9 protein-coding genes and 1 pseudogene are annotated in these 18,386 nt (G+C 68.0%); 3 read left to right on the forward strand and 7 right to left on the reverse strand.

The window, feature by feature from the left end; translation table 11 throughout:
• Window positions 1-20: 20 nt before the first annotated feature.
• The gene (locus ACFHWS_RS02960; RefSeq protein ID WP_416551631.1) at window positions 21-905 is read right to left on the reverse strand and encodes a diacylglycerol/lipid kinase family protein; all 885 of its coding nucleotides are present in this window, start codon (window positions 903-905) and stop codon (window positions 21-23) included.
• 10 nt (window positions 906-915) lie between these two features.
• Window positions 916-1,953 carry an EamA family transporter gene (locus tag ACFHWS_RS02965; RefSeq protein WP_416567564.1) on the reverse strand — a complete coding sequence of 346 codons (1,038 nt, stop codon included), beginning with the start codon at window positions 1,951-1,953 and terminating at the stop codon, window positions 916-918.
• Window positions 1,954-2,174: 221 nt separating this feature from the next.
• On the opposite strand from ACFHWS_RS02965, the gene ACFHWS_RS02970 reads away from it, so the two are divergent.
• Window positions 2,175-2,504 carry an ATP-binding cassette domain-containing protein gene (locus tag ACFHWS_RS02970; RefSeq protein ID WP_416567571.1) on the forward strand — a complete coding sequence of 110 codons (330 nt, stop codon included), beginning with the start codon at window positions 2,175-2,177 and terminating at the stop codon, window positions 2,502-2,504.
• A gap of 277 nt (window positions 2,505-2,781) precedes the next feature.
• Complete coding sequence (locus tag ACFHWS_RS02975) at window positions 2,782-3,402, forward strand: C39 family peptidase (protein ID WP_416567565.1); 621 nt, start codon at window positions 2,782-2,784, stop codon at window positions 3,400-3,402.
• Window positions 3,403-4,046: 644 nt separating this feature from the next.
• Here ACFHWS_RS02975 and ACFHWS_RS02980 read toward each other — a convergent pair.
• The 5 genes from ACFHWS_RS02980 to ACFHWS_RS03000 all read right to left on the reverse strand — a co-directional run bounded on the left by ACFHWS_RS02980 (window position 4,047) and on the right by ACFHWS_RS03000 (window position 17,971).
• Window positions 4,047-4,700, reverse strand: a complete 654-nt coding sequence (locus tag ACFHWS_RS02980; protein WP_416551639.1) for a hypothetical protein — start codon at window positions 4,698-4,700, stop codon at window positions 4,047-4,049.
• Between the two features lie 194 nt (window positions 4,701-4,894).
• Entirely contained in the window at window positions 4,895-6,232 is a 1,338-nt protein-coding gene (locus tag ACFHWS_RS02985) for an acyltransferase family protein (RefSeq protein ID WP_416551641.1), read from the reverse strand.
• Between the two features lie 334 nt (window positions 6,233-6,566).
• Entirely contained in the window at window positions 6,567-16,697 is a 10,131-nt protein-coding gene (locus ACFHWS_RS02990) for a DUF6531 domain-containing protein (RefSeq protein WP_416567566.1), read from the reverse strand.
• A gap of 9 nt (window positions 16,698-16,706) precedes the next feature.
• On the reverse strand, window positions 16,707-17,555 hold the full coding sequence (locus ACFHWS_RS02995; RefSeq protein ID WP_416567567.1) for a hypothetical protein: 849 nt from the start codon (window positions 17,553-17,555) through the stop codon (window positions 16,707-16,709).
• Complete coding sequence (locus tag ACFHWS_RS03000; protein ID WP_416551646.1) at window positions 17,552-17,971, reverse strand: YbaB/EbfC family nucleoid-associated protein; 420 nt, start codon at window positions 17,969-17,971, stop codon at window positions 17,552-17,554. The genes ACFHWS_RS02995 and ACFHWS_RS03000 overlap by 4 nt, the downstream gene beginning before the upstream one ends.
• Before the next feature lie 305 nt (window positions 17,972-18,276).
• On the opposite strand from ACFHWS_RS03000, the pseudogene ACFHWS_RS03005 reads away from it, so the two are divergent.
• Window positions 18,277-18,386 (forward strand): annotated as a pseudogene (locus ACFHWS_RS03005) (IS5/IS1182 family transposase); the annotation flags it as partial.

The following is an 18,386-nucleotide window of genomic DNA, read 5'->3' on the forward strand; positions in this document are numbered from 1 at the left end:
GCCGTCTCCCTCAGACGGAATTAGGCCGGGACGCAGACGGTGATCGCGGCGGGGACCACCCGTACCTTCATCTTTTTGGCCTGACCCCGGGCGCCGCCGTCGAGTTCGTACGTCATCGGCTCGGCCAGCCGGATGTCGACCCGCCGGGCCCGGGTCATCCGGACGAACGGGGAGCGCTCCGAGCGCCCGACCGCCATCCGACCCAGCGTGCGCGCCCACTCGGCCGCCCCCTGCGCGGTGGTCACCCCGACCTCCAGCCAGCCGTCGTCGGGCCGGGCATCGTCGAAGGCGTGGATGCCGCCGGTGATCCGGCCGACGTTGCCGACCAGGACGCAACTGGCCGACTCGTCGAACCAGGTGGTGCCGTCGACCTTGATCCGGATCCGGGGCGTGCCGCCGCCGACGTGACGCAGTCCGGTCCAGACGTACGCGAGTTTGCCGGCCCGGTCCTTCAGGTCCCGGTCGGCGTCGCGGATCAGCCGCCCGTCGAAACCGGCCCCGGCCATCACCGCGAAATGCTCGCCGTTGACCCTGCCCAGGTCGAGCCGGCGCCGTTCGCCCTGGAAGCCGATCCGGACCGCCTCGCCGAGGTCCTCCGGTACGCCGATGTTGCCCGCCAGCAGGTTCGCCGTGCCGGCCGGGATGATCGCCACGGTGGCATCGCGGCCGGCCAGCGCGTCCAGACAGCGTTGCACCATCCCGTCGCCGCCCCACACGAAGACCAGCTCGGCGCCCCGCTCGACGGCCCGGCGGGCCTTCTTCGGTGCCTTGCGGCTCTTCGGCACCTCGTACCAGTCGATGTCCTCGGCGCCGTGCCCGGCGATCGCCGCGCGCAACTCGTCGAGGCCGCCGCCGAGGGTCTTCTTGCGGTGCGCGACGACGGCGACCCGTTTCGGTGCACTCATACCGCTGTTCCTACCCGCCGCCGCCCGCCACTACGCCAGCCGCCGGCGGCCGGCCGCCCGGCAGCTGCGGTCCGGGGGGCAGCGGCCCGTCGGGTGCCGGCGGTACGGCGGGCGGCGCGCCGGTGCCGGTCCGGGCGGTCTCGGCCAACGCCACCCCGGTCAGCACCAACGCGCCGCCGGCCAGCTGCACCAGGGTCAACGCCTCACCCGAGCCCAGCACCACCCAGGCCACCGTGGCGGCGAACACCGGCTCGACCATGCCGACGATGCCGACGCTGGTCGCCGGCAGGTGCCGCAACGCGCCGGTGATCATCAGGTACGGCACGATCGAGCCGAGGACCACCACGTAGCAGCAGAGCAACGCGACCGGCATCCCGCCCTCGGTACGGGTGAGCAGCGGCTGCCAGCCGTCCAGGCCGGCGGTGGCGGCGCGGACGATCAGCCCGGCGATCGCCGACGCGCCGAACGCCCAGGTGGTCAGGGACAGGGTGTCGCGGTCCTGGACGCCCCGCGCACCGATCAGGAAGTACGCGGCGAGCATCACGGCCGCGCCCAACCCGGCGGCCACCCCCAGCGGGTCGAGGGTCAGCCCGCCCCACACCTGCGCCACGCAGGCCAGCCCGAGCAGGCTCAGCGCCAGCCCGGCCCACAGCCAGGACCGCACCTGCTGGCGTTGCACGGCCCAGGCCCAGACCGCCACCATCAGCGGGGCGGTGTACTCGAACAGCAGCGCGATGCCGACGGGCAGCCGGGAGATGGCCACGAAGTAGAGCATCGGGACCAGGAAGAAACCGGTTAGCCCGTACGCGACGAGCAGCGGAACCTCGCGGCGGCGCAGCCGCGCCCGGCGGGCACCGGGCCGCAGCACGACGCTGAGCACCAGGAGCCCGGTGAAGGCGCCGACCGCCCGCAGCACGGTCAGTTGCGGGGCGTCCAGCCCGGCCCGCAGCACCAGCTTGGAAACGGTGCCGTTGATCGCGAACAGGGCGCTGGCCCCGACCACCATGGCCAGGCCGAGCACCGGTCGACGGGCGTACGCAGTCGTCACGGCGGTGAGGCTACCGTCGCCGCTGTCAGTGCCGTACCCGATATCGGCCCTTACCGCATGGTGGTCCGCCGGCCGGAAATCATAGTGGTCCACCGGCCGGAGGTTCGGTGGGCGGCGACGCACGGGTACGGCACCATCCGGGCCTGGCCTCCATCGAAGCTGATGGCTTGACCAAACGGTTCCGCCGACCGGTGAAGGCCCGGGTCTGCGTGGCGCGCTGACTGCGGGGCGAGGCGGGTGAGGCGGTGGCGTACGTCGGGCCGAACGGCGCAGGCAAGTCGACAACGGTGAAACTGCTCGCCGGCATCCTGGTGCCGAGCGCCGGGCAGGTCCGGGGTCCGGGCGTTCCTGCGGGACCTGCCGTGAAGGCCCGCGCCGGGAGGGCCGCCGGGCACGAGCAGTGCCTTTTCGTGTGGACGCAGGACACCGATGGGGCGTCAGGCACCGTTTGCGAGGTTCGGTGCGGCGCGGTGGGCGGGTGGCTGAGGTGCTGGGCGCGGGGGAACATCGGGCGGTCGGGTGGCGTTGGATCCCGGCGTTGGACCGAGTAGGCGAGTGGCCCGCCTGGTCCGTCTGGTCTGTCGCCCGGCGTGGGTACGGCCGGATCTGCGACCCCGCCGGGTGCGGAATGCCGGGCGCTCCCGGGTGGTTGTATCCGGTGCGCCGGTGAGACCGCCCCCTGCCTGGGCCGGCGGGTGTGCGCAGGTCGGAGCGCATCATTTGAGTTCGACTTTTTTGTGCGTGTTCTGTTCTGTCCCGTTCGTGACCGGTTATCGACCTGGTGGGTCTGGTGTCTGGTTCATTTCCCCTCGGAACGGAGATTCTGCTATGAATACGATCTTCCGTAAGTCTGCTCTGTCGGTTGCTGGTGTGTTGACCGCTGGTGGTGTGGTGGTGGCTCCTGCCATGGCGGCGCAGGGCGTTGGTCCGGGTGCCGCTGATGGTGGTGTGCGTGAGGTGGCGGTGGAGTACGAGGCGCAGCCGAATTTCTACTACTGCGGTCCGGCGGCGACGCGGATCGCGTTGACGGCGCAGGGTCATGCTCCGTCGCAGGACGAGGTGGCGGGCAAGCTGGGGACGACCGAGGCCGGTACCGATTCGGCTGAGGAGACGACCCGGGTGCTCAACGAGGTGATCGGTGAGGCCGAGTACGAGACGGTGTCGATCGGTGCGGCCGCGGCGAAGCCGGAGCACGTGGAGAAGCTGAAGGCCGATGTGCGTGAGGCCGTGGACGACGACCGGGCCGTGGTGGCGAACATCATGGGTACGGCGTCGGACGTCGACGGGGTGGCGCATTCGTACGAGGGTGGGCACTACCTGACGGTGACGGGTTACCGCGACGGTGGTGACACGGTGAAGATCGCCGACCCGTACTTCGAGGGCCAGGAGTACTGGATGGATCTTGAGGTGCTGGCTGACTGGACCGCCAAGCGCGGCTACTCCGCCTGACCGGTGACATCCCTGGTGGCCGGGTTCCCGTACGGGAACCCGGCCACCAGCGTCTGTGCGGGCGTTACCGCACGGGGTACCTAACCGTTGCAGCCGGACGGACTCGCCTGGTCCGCTGCGGCGGACGAGCCAGGCTTCGGTGATGTGCGTGAACATCGCCGCCGTGGCGCCTTCCGGGTCGTGTGCGGCGACGCGTTCGTCGATCCGCCGGTGGCCCGGTTGGATGCCACCAACAGGGCACGCTCGGTCCGGCCCATGTACCGGGCCGTGTTGTCGACCTGGCTCTCCAACGCCCGGATGACGCCTCGGGCGATGTGGTACCCGGATGCCTGCATGACCGTGCCGTGGAAGGCCCGGTCATGCTCGTGGTACGTGCTCGCCTTACGCCAGGAGCTGACCGCGATCCGGTACGCCGGCCGTGCGTACCCAGGCTTCCGGGCTGTCGCAGTCGTGCACGGACCGCCACCGGTCCCGCACGCGCGGGCGTACGCCTCCGCGACCGCGTCCTCGGCGTCGGTCCGGTTGCCGAGCACCACGGACAGGTGTCCGAGCACCGTTGGGCCGACGCGGCGTAGAAGGCGTCGAACTCGTCGGCGTCACGCATCCGCCGTGCTCCGCCCGTCACCTGGTCGTTCCTGCACCGGTCACCGGGTCGGCGCCGGCCCGTTGTCGGTCAGCCGGAACCCGTCCGGGGGCGGCGAACCGTCGCCGTGCTCCTCCAGGATCAGCCCGGAGCGGGCCGAGGTGCGCAGGTACGCCGACCTGTTGCTGATCATGAAGGTGTCGTCGGCGCCGGTGTCGGCCGCGACGATCGCGAACCGCTGCCGGGGGTCACCGGTGTCACAGGCTGCACCCTCGATTGACAAGGATCCCCCGTCTCCCGGGTTGTGCACCCGCCAGCAGACCGGGTCACCGGCGCCGGGGCCGCCGCTGGTCCCCTGGTAGGACTCGATCAGGAACAGCCGCCCCTGCAACGGGACCACGACGAACGACTGGCGGCCCTCGTCGTCGTCGACCTCGGCCAACCGTCCGTCGTCGGTGATCGACAGCCCGGACTCGAACGCCTCGGCCCGCACGATGGTGACCTGCCGGGTGCCGGACAGCACCTGCGGCAGGCCACCCGTGGGTGCCGTCGGCTCCGGCGGCGGTGCCAGGCTGGTGGTCGGGGTCCCGGTCACCGTCGTCGGGTCCGGGTCGGACGTCGGCGTCGTGTCGCCGGCCGGTGCGGTCGTGCCGCACGCCGCCACCGCGCTGGCCAGCACGGCGATTCCCAGACCTGTGATCCATCGGCCCGTCACCACGTTCTCACCCTCATCCGTCTGTCGGTGACCCGGCGGCGACGGCTACCCGCCCGCCGCCGCCCGGGGTCCGGTCGATGTTCCCGAATCGACCGACATACCCCCAGACGTGTGGCGGCGGCGCCTGGTTTCAGCGGTGCACGTGGACTTGCGGCGACCTGGCGCACGTGCGCAGGCGTCCCCACACCAGTCCGTCAGCCGCGTGGAGTTGGCACCTGGCCAACGTCTCCGTCACCTGCCGCGGTGCCGTTCGTCGCAGCCGAATAGGCATTACGACCGCCCTGGTAGGCGCTTCGTGGCAGTACGGAGGACCGTCTGCCCGCCGGACCTCGTGCGGCTGCCGGCCTGGCCGGGGCAGGGCGGGCGGGTCGGGGCAGGCGGGCGACATCGAGAGCCCGCAATCTCATCGCGGGCTTCTCGACAAGATGCCACGACGGTACAGCGAACAGCATCGTGCCGACGATCGACAACAGAATATACGATGACATGCCGTACTCGGCCACGCCGACCAGTGCCAGAACTTGCTGTACCGGGAATGCGTAGATGTAGATTCCGTACGAGTAGTCCCGCCCACGGCCGATCCGTCCGAGCCGTCGCGGAAGCGCGACACCCAGATATATGAGCAGGTACGCGTAGGCTGGCAGTCCGACAACGACGAATCCGCCCCACAGTAGGCTGATCGCGAGCAGGACGGCCGCCAACGCAGCCAGCCGGCCGTCCATCGGTATGCGATGCATATAGCAGCGGACGGCGGCGCCCAGCACAAAAAGGAAAGTCAGATACAGCAGCCAGTCAGAGGTGAACGAGCCGATCAGCGGAAACGGGCCGACCGCCCCGACTGGAGCTGGCCGGAATGCCCATGTTGAGGCAATCGAAATGTCACGAATAATTAATGCGTAGCCGAATAACAGGATTGCCAGCAATGCCCGCGGAGCTAGGCGCAGGACCGAAGTCACGCCGAGGACAGCGATCAGGCCGTAGCACACGAGTTCGTACCGCAAGCTCCACAGTGATCCATCGAACGCGCTCGGCCCACCCATCATCTGGCCGAACGGAGTAGACGACAGCAGTCCCGATATCGGGTACTGCTCCATGGCGGTAAACCAGTTGGCCGCCAGGTAGGAAAATGGACCTTGAGGATGACTCCAGAACCCTCGCATCGTACCGTTCTCGTACAGCGCGACCAGCGGAGCCACCACAAAGGCGGTGACGAGTAGACACACCCAGAAGCCGGGAAAAATCCGAAGCACCCGATGCCAAGAATACCGCAAGACGGAGTGCTTGAGTGCACTTCCCGTGATCAGGAATCCGGAAACCACGAAGAATCCCTGGACCGACAGCGAACCGAGCTCGCTCTGCCCAGCTGAGATGCCGTAGCCAAGGCTCGCCGCGCCGTAGCCCAGCGGCCAGGCATGCGCCACGAGGACACCAAGGGCCAGGGCCAGGCGGATCAGCCCGAACGAATTGCCGTCCGGCACGTACCGGTCGGCAAGGCTCGGCAGACTGCGACACATCGCCGCATGCGCACTCAACACGGAACTCCTCAGGCCGGACCGCCTCATTAATGAAGGCCGGGGTCTCGCGCTGGTCACCGACGCCCCCGGCACCGGGGACAATCAGGTCGTCCCCTTACCGAAAGAACCCTAACGCCCGCAGACTGACGAGTAGACTCGATTCCAAGAACGACATGCCTTTCTTCGGCGAAGCCGGTTGACTAACGTGAAAGGCCGTCCGATATCAGCCGTGCCGGGAGACCTCCCGGCAGGCGCGGTCGGCCAGGCGGGTCGTCTCCGGCAGCCGGTAGTGCGGCGTCAGCTCGGGGTGGACCTGCCCCGCCCACCACGGGGTGGGCGGGGCAGGCGGGAATCAGCGGACCGCTGCCGCGGCCGTCCGCGACTCGGGCAGGTAGCGAGCCGTCGTCGGGTCGTAGTACCGCAGACCGTCGTACTGCAGACCGGTCTCGACGTCCAGGTACCTGCCGCCGAGCCGCACCGGCGTGCCAGGTTGGTCGCCCAACCGGCGGCCGTCGGTGCCGACCAGCTCCGGCGGGGCGTCCGCGCCGCCGGTCACCACCGCGTACACCGTGCCGTCGGTCAGCTGCGCGACCGGGTACGCCAGCGTCGGATGGTATTCCCACGCCGTCGTGGTCACCTGGCCGGTGCCGTCCCGGTGGTGCTGCTCGACCAGCAGGTCACCGGACCACACGAATCCCGTCTCCTCCAGCACGGTGCCGTCCCCGTCGAGGCGCTGCTTGGCGATTCGCCGGCCGAACGCGTCGTACCGGTACCGCCAGTGGTTCCCGTCGGGAGTGGTGACCGTGGTCAGCCGGTCCAGATGGTCCCAGGTGAGCCGCCAGTCGCCGTCGGCTCCCGACCGGATGCTGGGCCGGCCGGCGGCGTCCAGCGTGTACCGGACTTCGGCCGGACCGTCGCCGTCGCGGGTCTCGTCGGCTGCGGCCTCGTCGTCCGCCGGCGGTTCGACCGACAGACCCGCGTCCCAGGACCGGCTCACCTCACGCCCGCCGTCGTAGCCGAACCTGAGCCGTTGCCCACCGGCCGCCAGTAGCAGGGGCCGGCCGGACTCGTCGTACGACCACTGCGTCACCGCCCCGGACGGTCGGGTCCGCGCGGTCACCGCACCAACCTGCTCGTCGTAGGCGCTGGACACCGTGTGCCCGTTGACCGCCTCGGCGATGACCCGGCCGAGCGCGTCACGCTCCAGTCGGATCTTCGAGTCGGCGTCGTCGGCCGCGACGATCCGGCCGGCCGGATCGTAGGTCAGCCGGGTCACTGACTCTCCGGTTCGCTGCTCGATCACCCGGCCGAGCAGGTCGTACGTGTAGTGAGTGACCCCACCGGCCGCGTTGGTGTGTTCGACCAGCTGACCGGCTGCGTCCCACGCGTACCGCTGGGTGCGACCGTCGAAGTCGGTCTCCTCGACAAGTCGGCCGTTCGGGTCGTACGAGTACCGCCAGGTCCGGCCCTGCGGGTCGGTGATGGTGGTCAGCCGCAGTTCGGTGTCGTACGCGTACTCGGTGCGGTTGTCATCGTCGATACGTGCCGTCACCAGGTCGAACGCGCCGTACTCGTAGTAGGTGTGTCGGCCGTCCCGGGCGACCGCTTCGACCAGGTTGCCTTCGGCGTCGTAGCCGAACTCCTCGACGCTGCCGTCGGGGTGTTCCCGCCAGGCCAGTTCACCCTCCAAGGTCCAGCCGAGTCGCGTGATGCCCTGACCGGTGCGGACTCCGATGGTCCGGCCCAGTTCGTCGTAGCGGTAGTGGGTCTCGCCGTCACCGGTGGTCATCGATGTGACCTGACGTATCGCGTTGCGTACGACGACCGCCGAACCGACCTGGACGGCCGTACCCCGGCCGTCGTCGGTCGGCCGGTCGAACCGCACCACTTCGCCGCTGGCGTCGACCTCCGCGAGCACCCGGCCATCGGTGTCGAACTCCCGGGTGATCGTGGACCCGTCGAAGTCCGTCCGGGAGATTTCCCGGCCGTGTTCGTCGTACCTGGTCGTGGAGCGGCTGCCGTCGGGGCGGACGACAGCGGTCTGCCGTCCCTCGGTGTCGTACTCGTAGCGGGTCGTCCGGCCCAGCGGGTCGGTCCGAGTCAGCAGCCGGTACGCGTGGTCCCACTCGTTGCGGGTCGTCGCGCCCAGCCCGTCGATCTCCGCGACCACCTGAAGGTGGTCGTTGAGTTCGTAGGTGTGCACCGCGCCGAGCGAGTCGGTGACGACGGTCCGGCCGTCGGAGTACTCGAACCGGTAGCGCAGGTAGCCGTTCTTGCCGTCGGTGTCGACGCAGCGGCCCGCGTCGTCGTAGGTGTAGGTGTACCACTCACCGTTGCGGTCCTCCCAGCGCACCATCCGGCCGTCGGCGTACTCGAAACGCTCGGGGTCGCCCGAGGAATTGATCACCTCGGTCAGTTGCCGGTCCTGGTCGTAGCCGTACCTGCTCGCCTCCACCAGCAGCCCGTCATGGTCCGGCAGTCGCAGCGCCGTCACCAGCCCCTCGGACGACGAGATCTCGATCGTGGCGCCGGCCGACGAATGAAGCTCGGTGACCGTGCCGTCGTCGTCACGGGCGACCGACCACCGCAGTCCGCCGTCGGTGATGTCACTGACCAGCGATTCTCCGTGGACCGCCGGGGCGAACAGCGATACCCGACCGGACACCGGGTCGGTGAGCAACCAGCCTCCGCCCACGAGCCGGCGCAGCGGCCATGCCCGCCCGATCGTCGGCAGCGCCGTCTCACCCTCACCGACCAGCGGATAGGTCAGGATAGATCCGTCGGAGGCCAGGTAGCGCACCTGCTCACCGTCGATGATGACCCGCTGGTCGATGGGTGAGGCCCAGCTCGGGCCGAACGACCGTCCCCAGCGGTAGTCGGAGCGGTACGTGCGCACCAGCGGCAGACCCGGCACCTCGGCATCGGTCTCGGTGAGAATCATGCGGCCGGTGGTGACGTCGATCGGGTCGCCCTCGCAGTCGGTCTCCTCGGTGCTCTTCGCTGTGTAGTACGGCGAATTGTCGCCGAACGACGGTCCCGCGTAGGCGCCACCGTAATACGGGTCGCTGCTCGACGAAGTAGTCCAGGTTGCGTTTGGATGTGTGGCTGCTGGCAATCTATGGTCATATGTTACGTCACCCTGTTTGTACCTCGTTCCGTAGTTTGTTAGTTGCGAGTTGCTATCTTGTGGTTGATCTTGTTGGGTGTAGTCCTGTTGGGTGTAGTTCTGTTGGGTGTACCCCTCTTCTTGAATGGCGGCGTACGATGAGGTGGATTTTCCTCGACTCGAATGATATCCAGGGCTACCGGATCCCGAGCGCGAGCTTCGAGAGGAAGAGCTGGAGTCCTTGCTCGACCTCCTCCGTGACCACGAGTGGCGCTTCGGTGATGTTGCCATCGAATCCTGGCGCTGAGGGTGAGCAGGTTGCGAGAAGGTGTAATCCTCGGAAAATGCTTCCCAGTTTTCGATAATAGAACGATTAGGAAAATAGCCAAGAGGTTTACTCAAGTCCGAAGCATCTGCCCATGTCCCGGTATTCTGTCGCGTTGGGGGGACGTAGATGCTTCCATCTGAGTCGAGGCGTGCCCGCGACATCCCCGCGGTGATGTCGCCGACAGACGTGTCGTTGATGGACGACTCCTCGTCTTGTTGCGCGACCTGAAGTTCCATCAGCTTTCTATTCAGGTCGCGTATCTCTGGGGATTGCCCGAACGTCGTATGGAAGTGAGTTAAGTGTGCAATCAAAGATTCAGCATCTTGATCCGCTCTGAGGATCGACCTCCTTCGCTGGTCGGCGTCAGTGCCCTCAAACAATTGGGACAGAATGTATATGTAATCGCTGTCCCGTCGTTCATTTGGGGTAACGTTGGGGATTGTGAATTGCAATCCTTTCCGGTTGTTCTCTGCCTCGCGATATCTAAATTGCTGATACAGGTCGTTCTGTTGCGCATCGAAGGATTGAGTGGTTTTTCCCTTGTAAAGCTTGGGGACAGCTTCGTATTCGCTTCTGTTGCGTATGAGATACTCGTGCCTTTTCGCTATCGTGCCTTTGCTTACGAATTCCCAGGCAACGATGCGCAAACCATCGATCCGACCCTGCTTGACAAGTTCGAATAGCGCCTCAAACTCCACGTCGTGCAATACGCTCGGGACCATGACAGCTCGAAAGACATGAGCGTCGATTACTCCTCCGGAGACATCGACGAGTTTGTGTGAAAATGCTTCCCACATGCGCTCCAAGATCGGTGGGTAGTCGGTGTATCCGGAAGTGCCGAACATGAGATTGTCAAAGATGACTCCACCGGGGGTGGATTCGAGGATTCGCTGACCCGCACTCTTGGTGATGCGCTCGGCCACCGCGGGTCCAAGCTTGCCCCATAGTGCAAGATTTGATTTAAGTCGCCCGACTTCCTCCTCGAGTTTCTTCTCGAAATCTCGATCGTCTTGGTGCTCCACCCACCAATCCGAATTGACGGAAAAAGCATAACTTTCCGCCAACTCTTCGGCGAAGCGTTTGGCTCTGTCGTAGGCCGAGCCAAAGTACTTTTCCGATGCTGCAAAGATCTGCTGCGAAGAATAGCCGTCATCCTGCAGGGACAGTTCGTAATTGACCTGTTCCTTGAAGGCTGCGAGACGCCTTTGTAGGCGGCTGTTTCCTTGGAGCCTTTTGTACGCAGCCAGGCGGACCCGGACTTCGTCCCAGTCTTTCTGGGCTTTCCCGACTCTGGAGTTGGGGTTGATGTCTGGTGGTGGTTCGCGTCGCAAGTCCAAATATGTCGAGCCGCTTGGTGAATTCGAGTAGCTCGTGGGTGAATCAACCACTTGATCGGTGGGGTCCTCGGCTGGGAGCAGGCTGGAGTCAGGTATGCCGATCAGTTCGTTATTCGATGGAGGGCGCCCATGTCTCGGATGATGACTCGGTTCGCTGTGCGAATGGCGCTTTCTCCGGTGGGACCCGCCATCCCGGCTGGAGCTGTCCGATTCACGCGAGCTCCGTCGACTGCTGCCGCTGCTGCTGCCGCTGCTCTTGTTCTTGCCCACGCCGCAGCCCATCAGGCCGAGCGGGTCGGCGATGGTGAGGGGGTCGTCGACGTACGCGGTCGGGTTGGGTCCGCCGGCCAGGCCGAGAGGATCCGGGCTCAGATAGCGGGCCGTCGCCGGATCGTAGTAGCGGAACCGGTTGTAGTGCAGTCCGGTCTCGACATCGTGGTACTGGCCGGGGAACCGTAGCGGGGTGCCCGCCGGGTCACCGCCACGGCCCCACAGGTCACCGCGCGACCACCAGCGCAGCTGACCGCCGGACTCGACCAGATGGGTCGGGGTCCCGATCAGGTCGGTGACGACGGTGTCCACCCCCTGGTCGCCGCCGGTCTGGGTCACCGGTGCCGAGCCGTCGGGCCAGTAGTCCCACGAGATGGTGTCGGCACCGTCGGTCTGCTCGACCATCAGGTCGCCCGCCCAGGCGAAGTACACCTCCTCGGCGACCGAACCGTCACCGGCGAGGCGCTGCTTCGCGACCCGCCGACCGAAACCGTCGTACCGGTAGTGCCACTGGTCCCCGCCCGGCGTGACGACCCGCACGAGCCGGTCCTCCGCGTCCCATACGAACCGCGAGGTGCCCCCGGCGTCGGTCCGGGCAATCAACCGGCCGCTGTCGTCGTAGTCGAACCGCGCGTCGTCCGACCGCAGGAGCATGCTGCCGTCGAACTCCCAGCGCCCGTCGCCCACGCCAGCGAGGCCACCGGCCACGTCGTAGTGATAGCGCTCCCGCGCCCCACCGGCGGCGGTGACCGTGCGGATCCGTCCGACCTCGTCGGCCTCGAACGAAAGGTCGTCGCCGAGGGTGTCGGTGATGCCGACCACCCGGTCGTTGCCGTCGTAGTCGAACCCGCGTACGGCGATGTCGGCGATGTGCTGCGCCGACAGCCGGCCCGCGACGTCGTACGTCTGACGGAGCGCGACCACCTCGTCGACGGTCCGGCTGACCTCCCGGCCCGCGGCGTCGTGGCCGAAGCGCACCACGTGCCCGCCGGTGACGAGCATGACCGGCAGGCCATCCGCGTCCATTGTCCACCGGCTGGCCCGACCCGACGGCGTGGTCCGGGCCACCACCTCGTCGCCTTCGTAACTGGTGCGGACGGTACGGCCGTTGATGCTCTCCGCCACCACCCGACCCTGGTCGTCCCGCTCGAACCGCACCACCGCGTCCGGGCTGGTCACCTCGGCGAGATAGCCGTCCGCGTCGTACCCCAACCGGGTGACCAGGTCGCCGACGCGGCGCTCGACCACCCGGCCGAGCAGGTCGTAGCGGTAGTGGGCGGTCTCGCCCGCCGCGTTCGTCCGGCTGGTCAGCTGCCCGGCGGCGTCGTAGGCGTAGCGCTGGGTGCGGCCGTCGTAGTCGGTCTCGGTGACGAGACGACCGGCTGCGTCGTAGGTGTACCGCCATACCCGGCCACGCGGGTTCGTCACCGCGACCAGCCGCAACTCCGTGTCGTAGCTGAACTCGGTACGGTTGCCCGCCTCGTCGATCCGCGCCGTCGGTAGATCGAACGAGCCGTACTCTATCCGCACGGAACGCCCCAGAGCATCGATAGTCTCCACCAGATTCCCTTCGCCGTCGTAATGCCATTCCTGAGTGGAACCATGTGCGGTCGCGCGCCAGGCCAGGTCACCCTCGGCCGTCCAGCCGAACTCGGTGACGGTGCCATCGGGCCGGCGTGCCAACCTGATGCGGCCGAGGCCGTCGCGGACCAGTTCGGTTCCGGGTACGAGATCGGTCGGCGGCTCGTCGTCACCGGCCGGGTGGTGGCTGCCGTCCGGGCGGATCGTCGCGGCCAGCCGCCCCTGGTCGTCGTACGTGAAGCGGGTCGTCCGCCCGAGCGGGTCGGTCCGTTCCCGCAGCCGGTACGCCGCGTCCCACCGCGACCGGGTGACGCCGCCGAGCGGATCGACTTCGGCGACGACCTGGAGCCGGTCGTTCAACGCGTACTGGTGCACGCCGCCGAGTGAGTCGGTCACGACGGTGCGACCGTCGAGGTATTCGAACGCGTACCGCAGATGCCCGCCGGTACCGTCGGTGGACACGCAGCGGCCGGCGCGGTCGTAGACGTACGTGTACCACTCCCCGTTGCGGTCGTCCCACCGGACGATCCGGCCGTCCTCGTCGTAGCTGAGCCGCACCGCGTCACCGGACGAGTTCCGTACCTCGACGAGCCGGCGTCGCTCGTCGTACCCGAACGCCGGCAGCTCTACCTCGTCGTCGCCGTCGGCGGGCACGAACAGCGCCCCGGTCACCAGCTCCCCGGAGGTACGCAGCTCCACCTGGTCCCCGGTGGATGACGCCAGGAGCACCGGTGCGCCGGTGTCTTCGCGGACGACGTGCCACCGTCGACCGGCCGCCGCGACATCGGACAGCATCGCCGCACCGTCGCCCCCGGCGGGGGCGAACAGCAGCAGGGCACCGTCGGTGACGAGTGCCCAGCCACCGCCGACCAGCCGACGCAGTCGATCTGGGCGGCCGAGGACCGGCAGCACCTCGTCGCCCTCGGCCGGCAACGGATAGGTGAGGATCGAGCCGTCGGCGGCCAGGAACCAGGCGTGCCGGTCGTCGGTCACCACCCGTTGGTCCAGCGTCGAGGCCCAACTGGGCCCGAAGGAGCGGCCCCAGCGGTAGTCCGAGCGGTGGGTACGGGTGAGGCGCAGGCCGGGCAGGATCATGTCGGTCTCGGTCAAGATCATTCGACCGGTCGTCACGTCGATCGGGTCACCGACGCACAGCGTCTCGGCGGTCGATTTCACGACCACCGCAGGCGGTACGTCGCGCAACGACCGTCCTCGGCCATGCTCGTACGCGGCGACCGACTCCGGCGCGCGGTCGGCCTCAGCCGGCACCGCAGCTTCGGTGCCCGCGACGGCAGGTGGCGTAGACCGAGCCTCGATCGCGGGACCGTCGACCGCGACCACCGGTGGCGATGTCTCGACCCGGTCGGCGACAGGCCCGGCAGCCGGACGTTGGGGCTGCGGGGATGGCGACTGCGACTCCGTGTGCGCTGCGGGCGCGGCCTGTTCAGCGGATCCGTGCTCGGGCGGGTCCGTGTGGGACCGCGACTGCGGTCGGTGCCCGGCCGCACGATCGGTCCGTCCTGGAACAGCAGCCGGTGGGTGCGCCGGGGGAACCGACGGGTGCGCCGAAGCAACCGAGCTGTCTACCGGCGCAGCCGGCGTGTCTGCCAGGGCTGCCTGGGTGGCTGGCCCCACCGCTGTGTCCAGCGGCGCGAGCGGCACCGGCGACGGTCGGCCCGACGTACCCAGCGCGGGTCCGGTCGTCGACGGGCTTTCTGTCCGGGCGCCGGCCGGCCCGCTCTGCGCGGCCGCCGAGGAGGATATGGCCCCCCCGGGTGACCCGCTGGTCGTGGTGGCGGTGGATGGTGCGACCGGGGCAGTGACGCCGGGCGGTGGGGCGGTACTCGATGACGTGGCGGCAGCCGGTGCCACGACGCCGCTGTCCAGTCCAGGTACGGTGCCGTCCAGTCCAGGTACGGTGCCGTCCAGTCCAGGTACGGTGCTGTCCAGTCGAGGAATGACGCCAGCGGATCCGACGGTAGGCGCAACGACCGCCGCGGCCGGAGGCGTATCGGTATGCGTAACGTCCCGACTGCCCCGGTGCGCGGAGCTCGGGCTTTCCCGGGCAGCGTCGTGCTGCGTACCGGTCGACTGCGGGCCTGCCTCCACGACGATGTCGGCGGCGGACGGCACCGGGCCCAACGGAGCAACCGGACTCAACGGTGGCGGAGAGTCCGCCACGCCATGTGCGGGCTGACCCACAGGAGTGGTGTCGAAACCCGGTAGCCCTCCCCGCCCGTCGTCGGCCGGCGCGGTGACCGCAGGTTGGCTGTCCGGCTGCCCGACGCTACCCGGTTGGTCGCCTGACGGCTGGACGACGTCGGGCGACGGGTCTACGCCGCCGATGGTTCCGCCGTTCGGCGCTACGGGCACCTGGCCCGATGCCAAGGAGTCGCCTTCCTCCGGCGCGGCGGCACCGCCGGGAACGAGCGGAGGCGCGGTGCCACTCGGAACAGTCGGGGAAGCGGGGCTGCCGGCCGGCGGATGCTGATCTCCCTGGGGCGACCCCACTCCGGCTCCGACCGGCGTCGGGGCAAGGTCATCGTCGGTCGGCTGCCCGTGACCCGTCGCGGCATCGTAGGGCGGCGGCGCCTCGTCGTACGGTGTGGGCGCGCCCCCGGGCAGTGCGCCGTCGTACGGCGGCGGCGCACTCTCGGGTGGCGGCAGTTCGGCTTGATCCGGCGGTGCGCCCTCGGGCGACGGCCCACCCTGGCCGGGCGTCGCACTGTAGAGAGGTAGCTGGGCACCTCCGGCTGGTAGATCGACCCCGTCCGACCCGCCGACGGCCGCCGGATCGGTGGAGCCGCCTGCTGATTTCTCCGAGCCGGCCTGGAGCCCCCCGCCCTTCCCGGACGGGTCTTGACCGTACTCGGAACCGCCGCCACCGCCGACGGCTTCGCCCTTCGCGCCGCTGCCGCGCTCAACCAGATTCTTGCGGTCTCCAGGGCCGGCGATGCTGTCGGCATCGGGAGTCTTCTTGTCGTCGCCACCGATCGCCTTGCCGAACTTGTACGCGTTGTGGCTGGCATACGTGCCGACGGCTGACGAGACCGCGGTGGCCAACGGGTTGAACCCGCTTGCCGCGCCGAGCATCGCCATGAAGGCGAACTCGCCCAGCGTCTCGCCTCCCGCCCCCAGACCGGCCTTCCCATGCGAGGTGTTCGCGAGTTTGGGAAAGTACCGTCCGCCGACAAGCTGGAAGCCGCTGGCGAAGGCACCGATCGTGACGCCACCGGCGGCGGAAAGGCCGAGGTCCGTCCAGTCGAAGCCGCCGCTCTTGTTGTCCTTCGCGAGGACGATGCCCTGCGCCGCGACGTTCTCGGCGCTCTCCTGGACCCCCTCCTCGACGGATTCCAGCGCGAGCCGGGCGATGAGTTGGTGTAGCCGGTTCTCCAGCTTGTCGAGCAGCTTCTCGGTAATCTGTTGGCCGATCTTGAGGTACGCCGGGACCAGCGAGGCGCCGAAGCCCGAGGCCATCGCCAGGGCGATGTCGAGGACGATCACGAACGCCGCGACGACGATCTGGACCTGCCCGTAGTCGATCTGCTGGTTGGCCTGGTCGGCGATGTTGCTCGCCACGAGCGCCCGCCGCGTTCCCTGCGGCACCGGATCGGTGATAGTGCGGTGGAACTGGGCGAACGCGTCGGCCGCCGGGCCGTCGAGCTTGCCGTGCAGTCCCGCGCCGAGGGCCTGGATCGCCGCGACGGTGCTCAGCAGGTCCCGCCCGAAGGCGTCGAGTTCGACGCTCAACGCCTTCAGCTCTGGCGGATCGCCCTTGGGGAACCTCTCGCCGACCGTGTACAGAATCGCGTCGTACGCCCACTGCCAGTTCGGATCGTTGGGGATGTTGAAGCTGACCATGAGCGCGGGTCAGATCGGAACGGCGGTGCCGTCGGGTAGGAAACTGACCAACATCGGTTGGTATCCAGGGGACGCCGGGTCGAAGTCGGCGTCATCCCGGGTCCTGACCAGGAACAACTGGCCGTCTCCCGGGTCGACGGGTCGGTTGTCCGGTCCGGCGACGACGTGGTGGTCCACCAGCGGTTGGACCGAGTCGTAGCAGTTGAGGTCGAGCCGGGCGACGCCGTCTCCGAACGTGTTCAGCTTCTGCAGCTCGTAACCCTCGGGAACCGGGGCTTCGTCGATGAGGACCCCGTCGGTGCGGTAGGTGACATGCGAGGACAGCAGCGGCATCGCGGCGGCGGAGTCGCCCGGTGCTTCGGCTCTGATCGAGAGACTGTGTGTCGGGGTGAGTTGTGTGGCTGGGTTGTCGGTGGGGTCAGGGGTGTCTTCCAAGACTACGAAGTTCTGTGTCGGGGAGAGCTGTACCGGTGGCTTGTCAGTACCGGACGGATCAGGGTGCACCGCCGACCGAGTCGGCAGTACGGCGAATTCGGCACCGATGGCACGGCCAGCCTCGTTGGCCTCGTCCTCGGCCTGCTGGTAACCCTCACCGCTGATCCGTAGCCCCGTCGCGGCGTACTCCAGGGTTCCTCGTACCCCCAGGATGATGCCTTCGACCACATCCATCGTCTGGTCGAACTGCTTCCTGAATTCGTTGCCGATCTCGTCGTCGCCCCACGCGCCGCTGTACCGGGTCCGGAGACCATCGAGACGCCGTAGCTCGCCGTCGAACATGGCGAGATGCCCGTCGTAGGAACGGCTCACCCAGATGACGCCCTCCGGGTCCACCCACAGTGCGCCGTTGACGTCGCTCACGGCTGCTCCGGGTCGAGGCCGAGAAGTTGTCGGACGCCGCCGGTCATCCGTGGTCCCTCAGGCGGCAGGTACATGTCGACACCAGCCTCGCCTCGTACCATCTTGGCGGCGTTCATCCCATAGGGAAGCAGCGGAGCGAGTAGGTCCGCAGCCTGTTCCATGACCAGTTCCTTGGCCTCGGCGAAGGTCTGGAGGATGGTTGCCTGTAGCTCAGCGGGTGGCATCCGCCGGTACGCGCCGGTCGGGAAGGTGATGTCGGTGAGCACCCCGTTCTGCCCGACCGTCACGGTCACCTCACGTCTCGGTGAGGTGGCCGTGGCCTTGATCTTGCTCATCCGTTCCTGGAGGTCCAGCACGCTGCTGCGCTGATGTTGGTACTCCGCGAACAACTTCTCGATGTGATCGTCGAAGCTCATGGGCCGGCTCCCTTCCCTGTGGTCCTCAGTACAGGCTCACGGAGCCAGGTTCTGGAAGCGTGATCGTGGTTCACGGGGACGAACGTGCATGGCCTTTACCCCGTCGCACGCCTCCATGCTCCACCGTCCAATCCCGACCCCGGCAGCCCAACGTGACACGACGGTGACAGCACCGTTCGAGCTAGGGCGTGTATCAAAGTCGGCCGTGGGCGGGTGACGACTTTCGGCGTGTCGCTGCCCGGTAAACAGCGAGGTCTCCGGTAGATGGCTTATCGACCAAGACGAACCATCAACACGGAGACCTCGTGACCAGCGTAGCGGTGACGAGGCGGCACGACCTGACGGACGCGCAGTGGGCAGTCCTGGAGCCTCTCCTGCCCACCGCACGCCGACCGGGCCGACCGCCCGCATCAAC

The organism is Micromonospora sp. LOL_013, assembly GCF_048060315.1.
In the GTDB taxonomy this organism is placed as follows: Bacteria; Actinomycetota; Actinomycetes; order Mycobacteriales; family Micromonosporaceae; genus Micromonospora_E.

Excerpts from the sequence above, each read along its gene's own strand:
- ACFHWS_RS02960 (WP_416551631.1), bottom strand. The coding sequence starts at position 905 with ATGAGTGCACCGAAACGGGTCGCCGTCGTCGCGCACCGCAAGAAGACC.
- ACFHWS_RS02990 (WP_416567566.1), bottom strand. The coding sequence starts at position 16,697 with ATGGTCAGCTTCAACATCCCCAACGATCCGAACTGGCAGTGGGCGTAC.
- ACFHWS_RS02975 (WP_416567565.1), top strand. The coding sequence starts at position 2,782 with ATGAATACGATCTTCCGTAAGTCTGCTCTGTCGGTTGCTGGTGTGTTG.
- ACFHWS_RS03000 (WP_416551646.1), bottom strand. The coding sequence starts at position 17,971 with ATGAGCTTCGACGATCACATCGAGAAGTTGTTCGCGGAGTACCAACAT.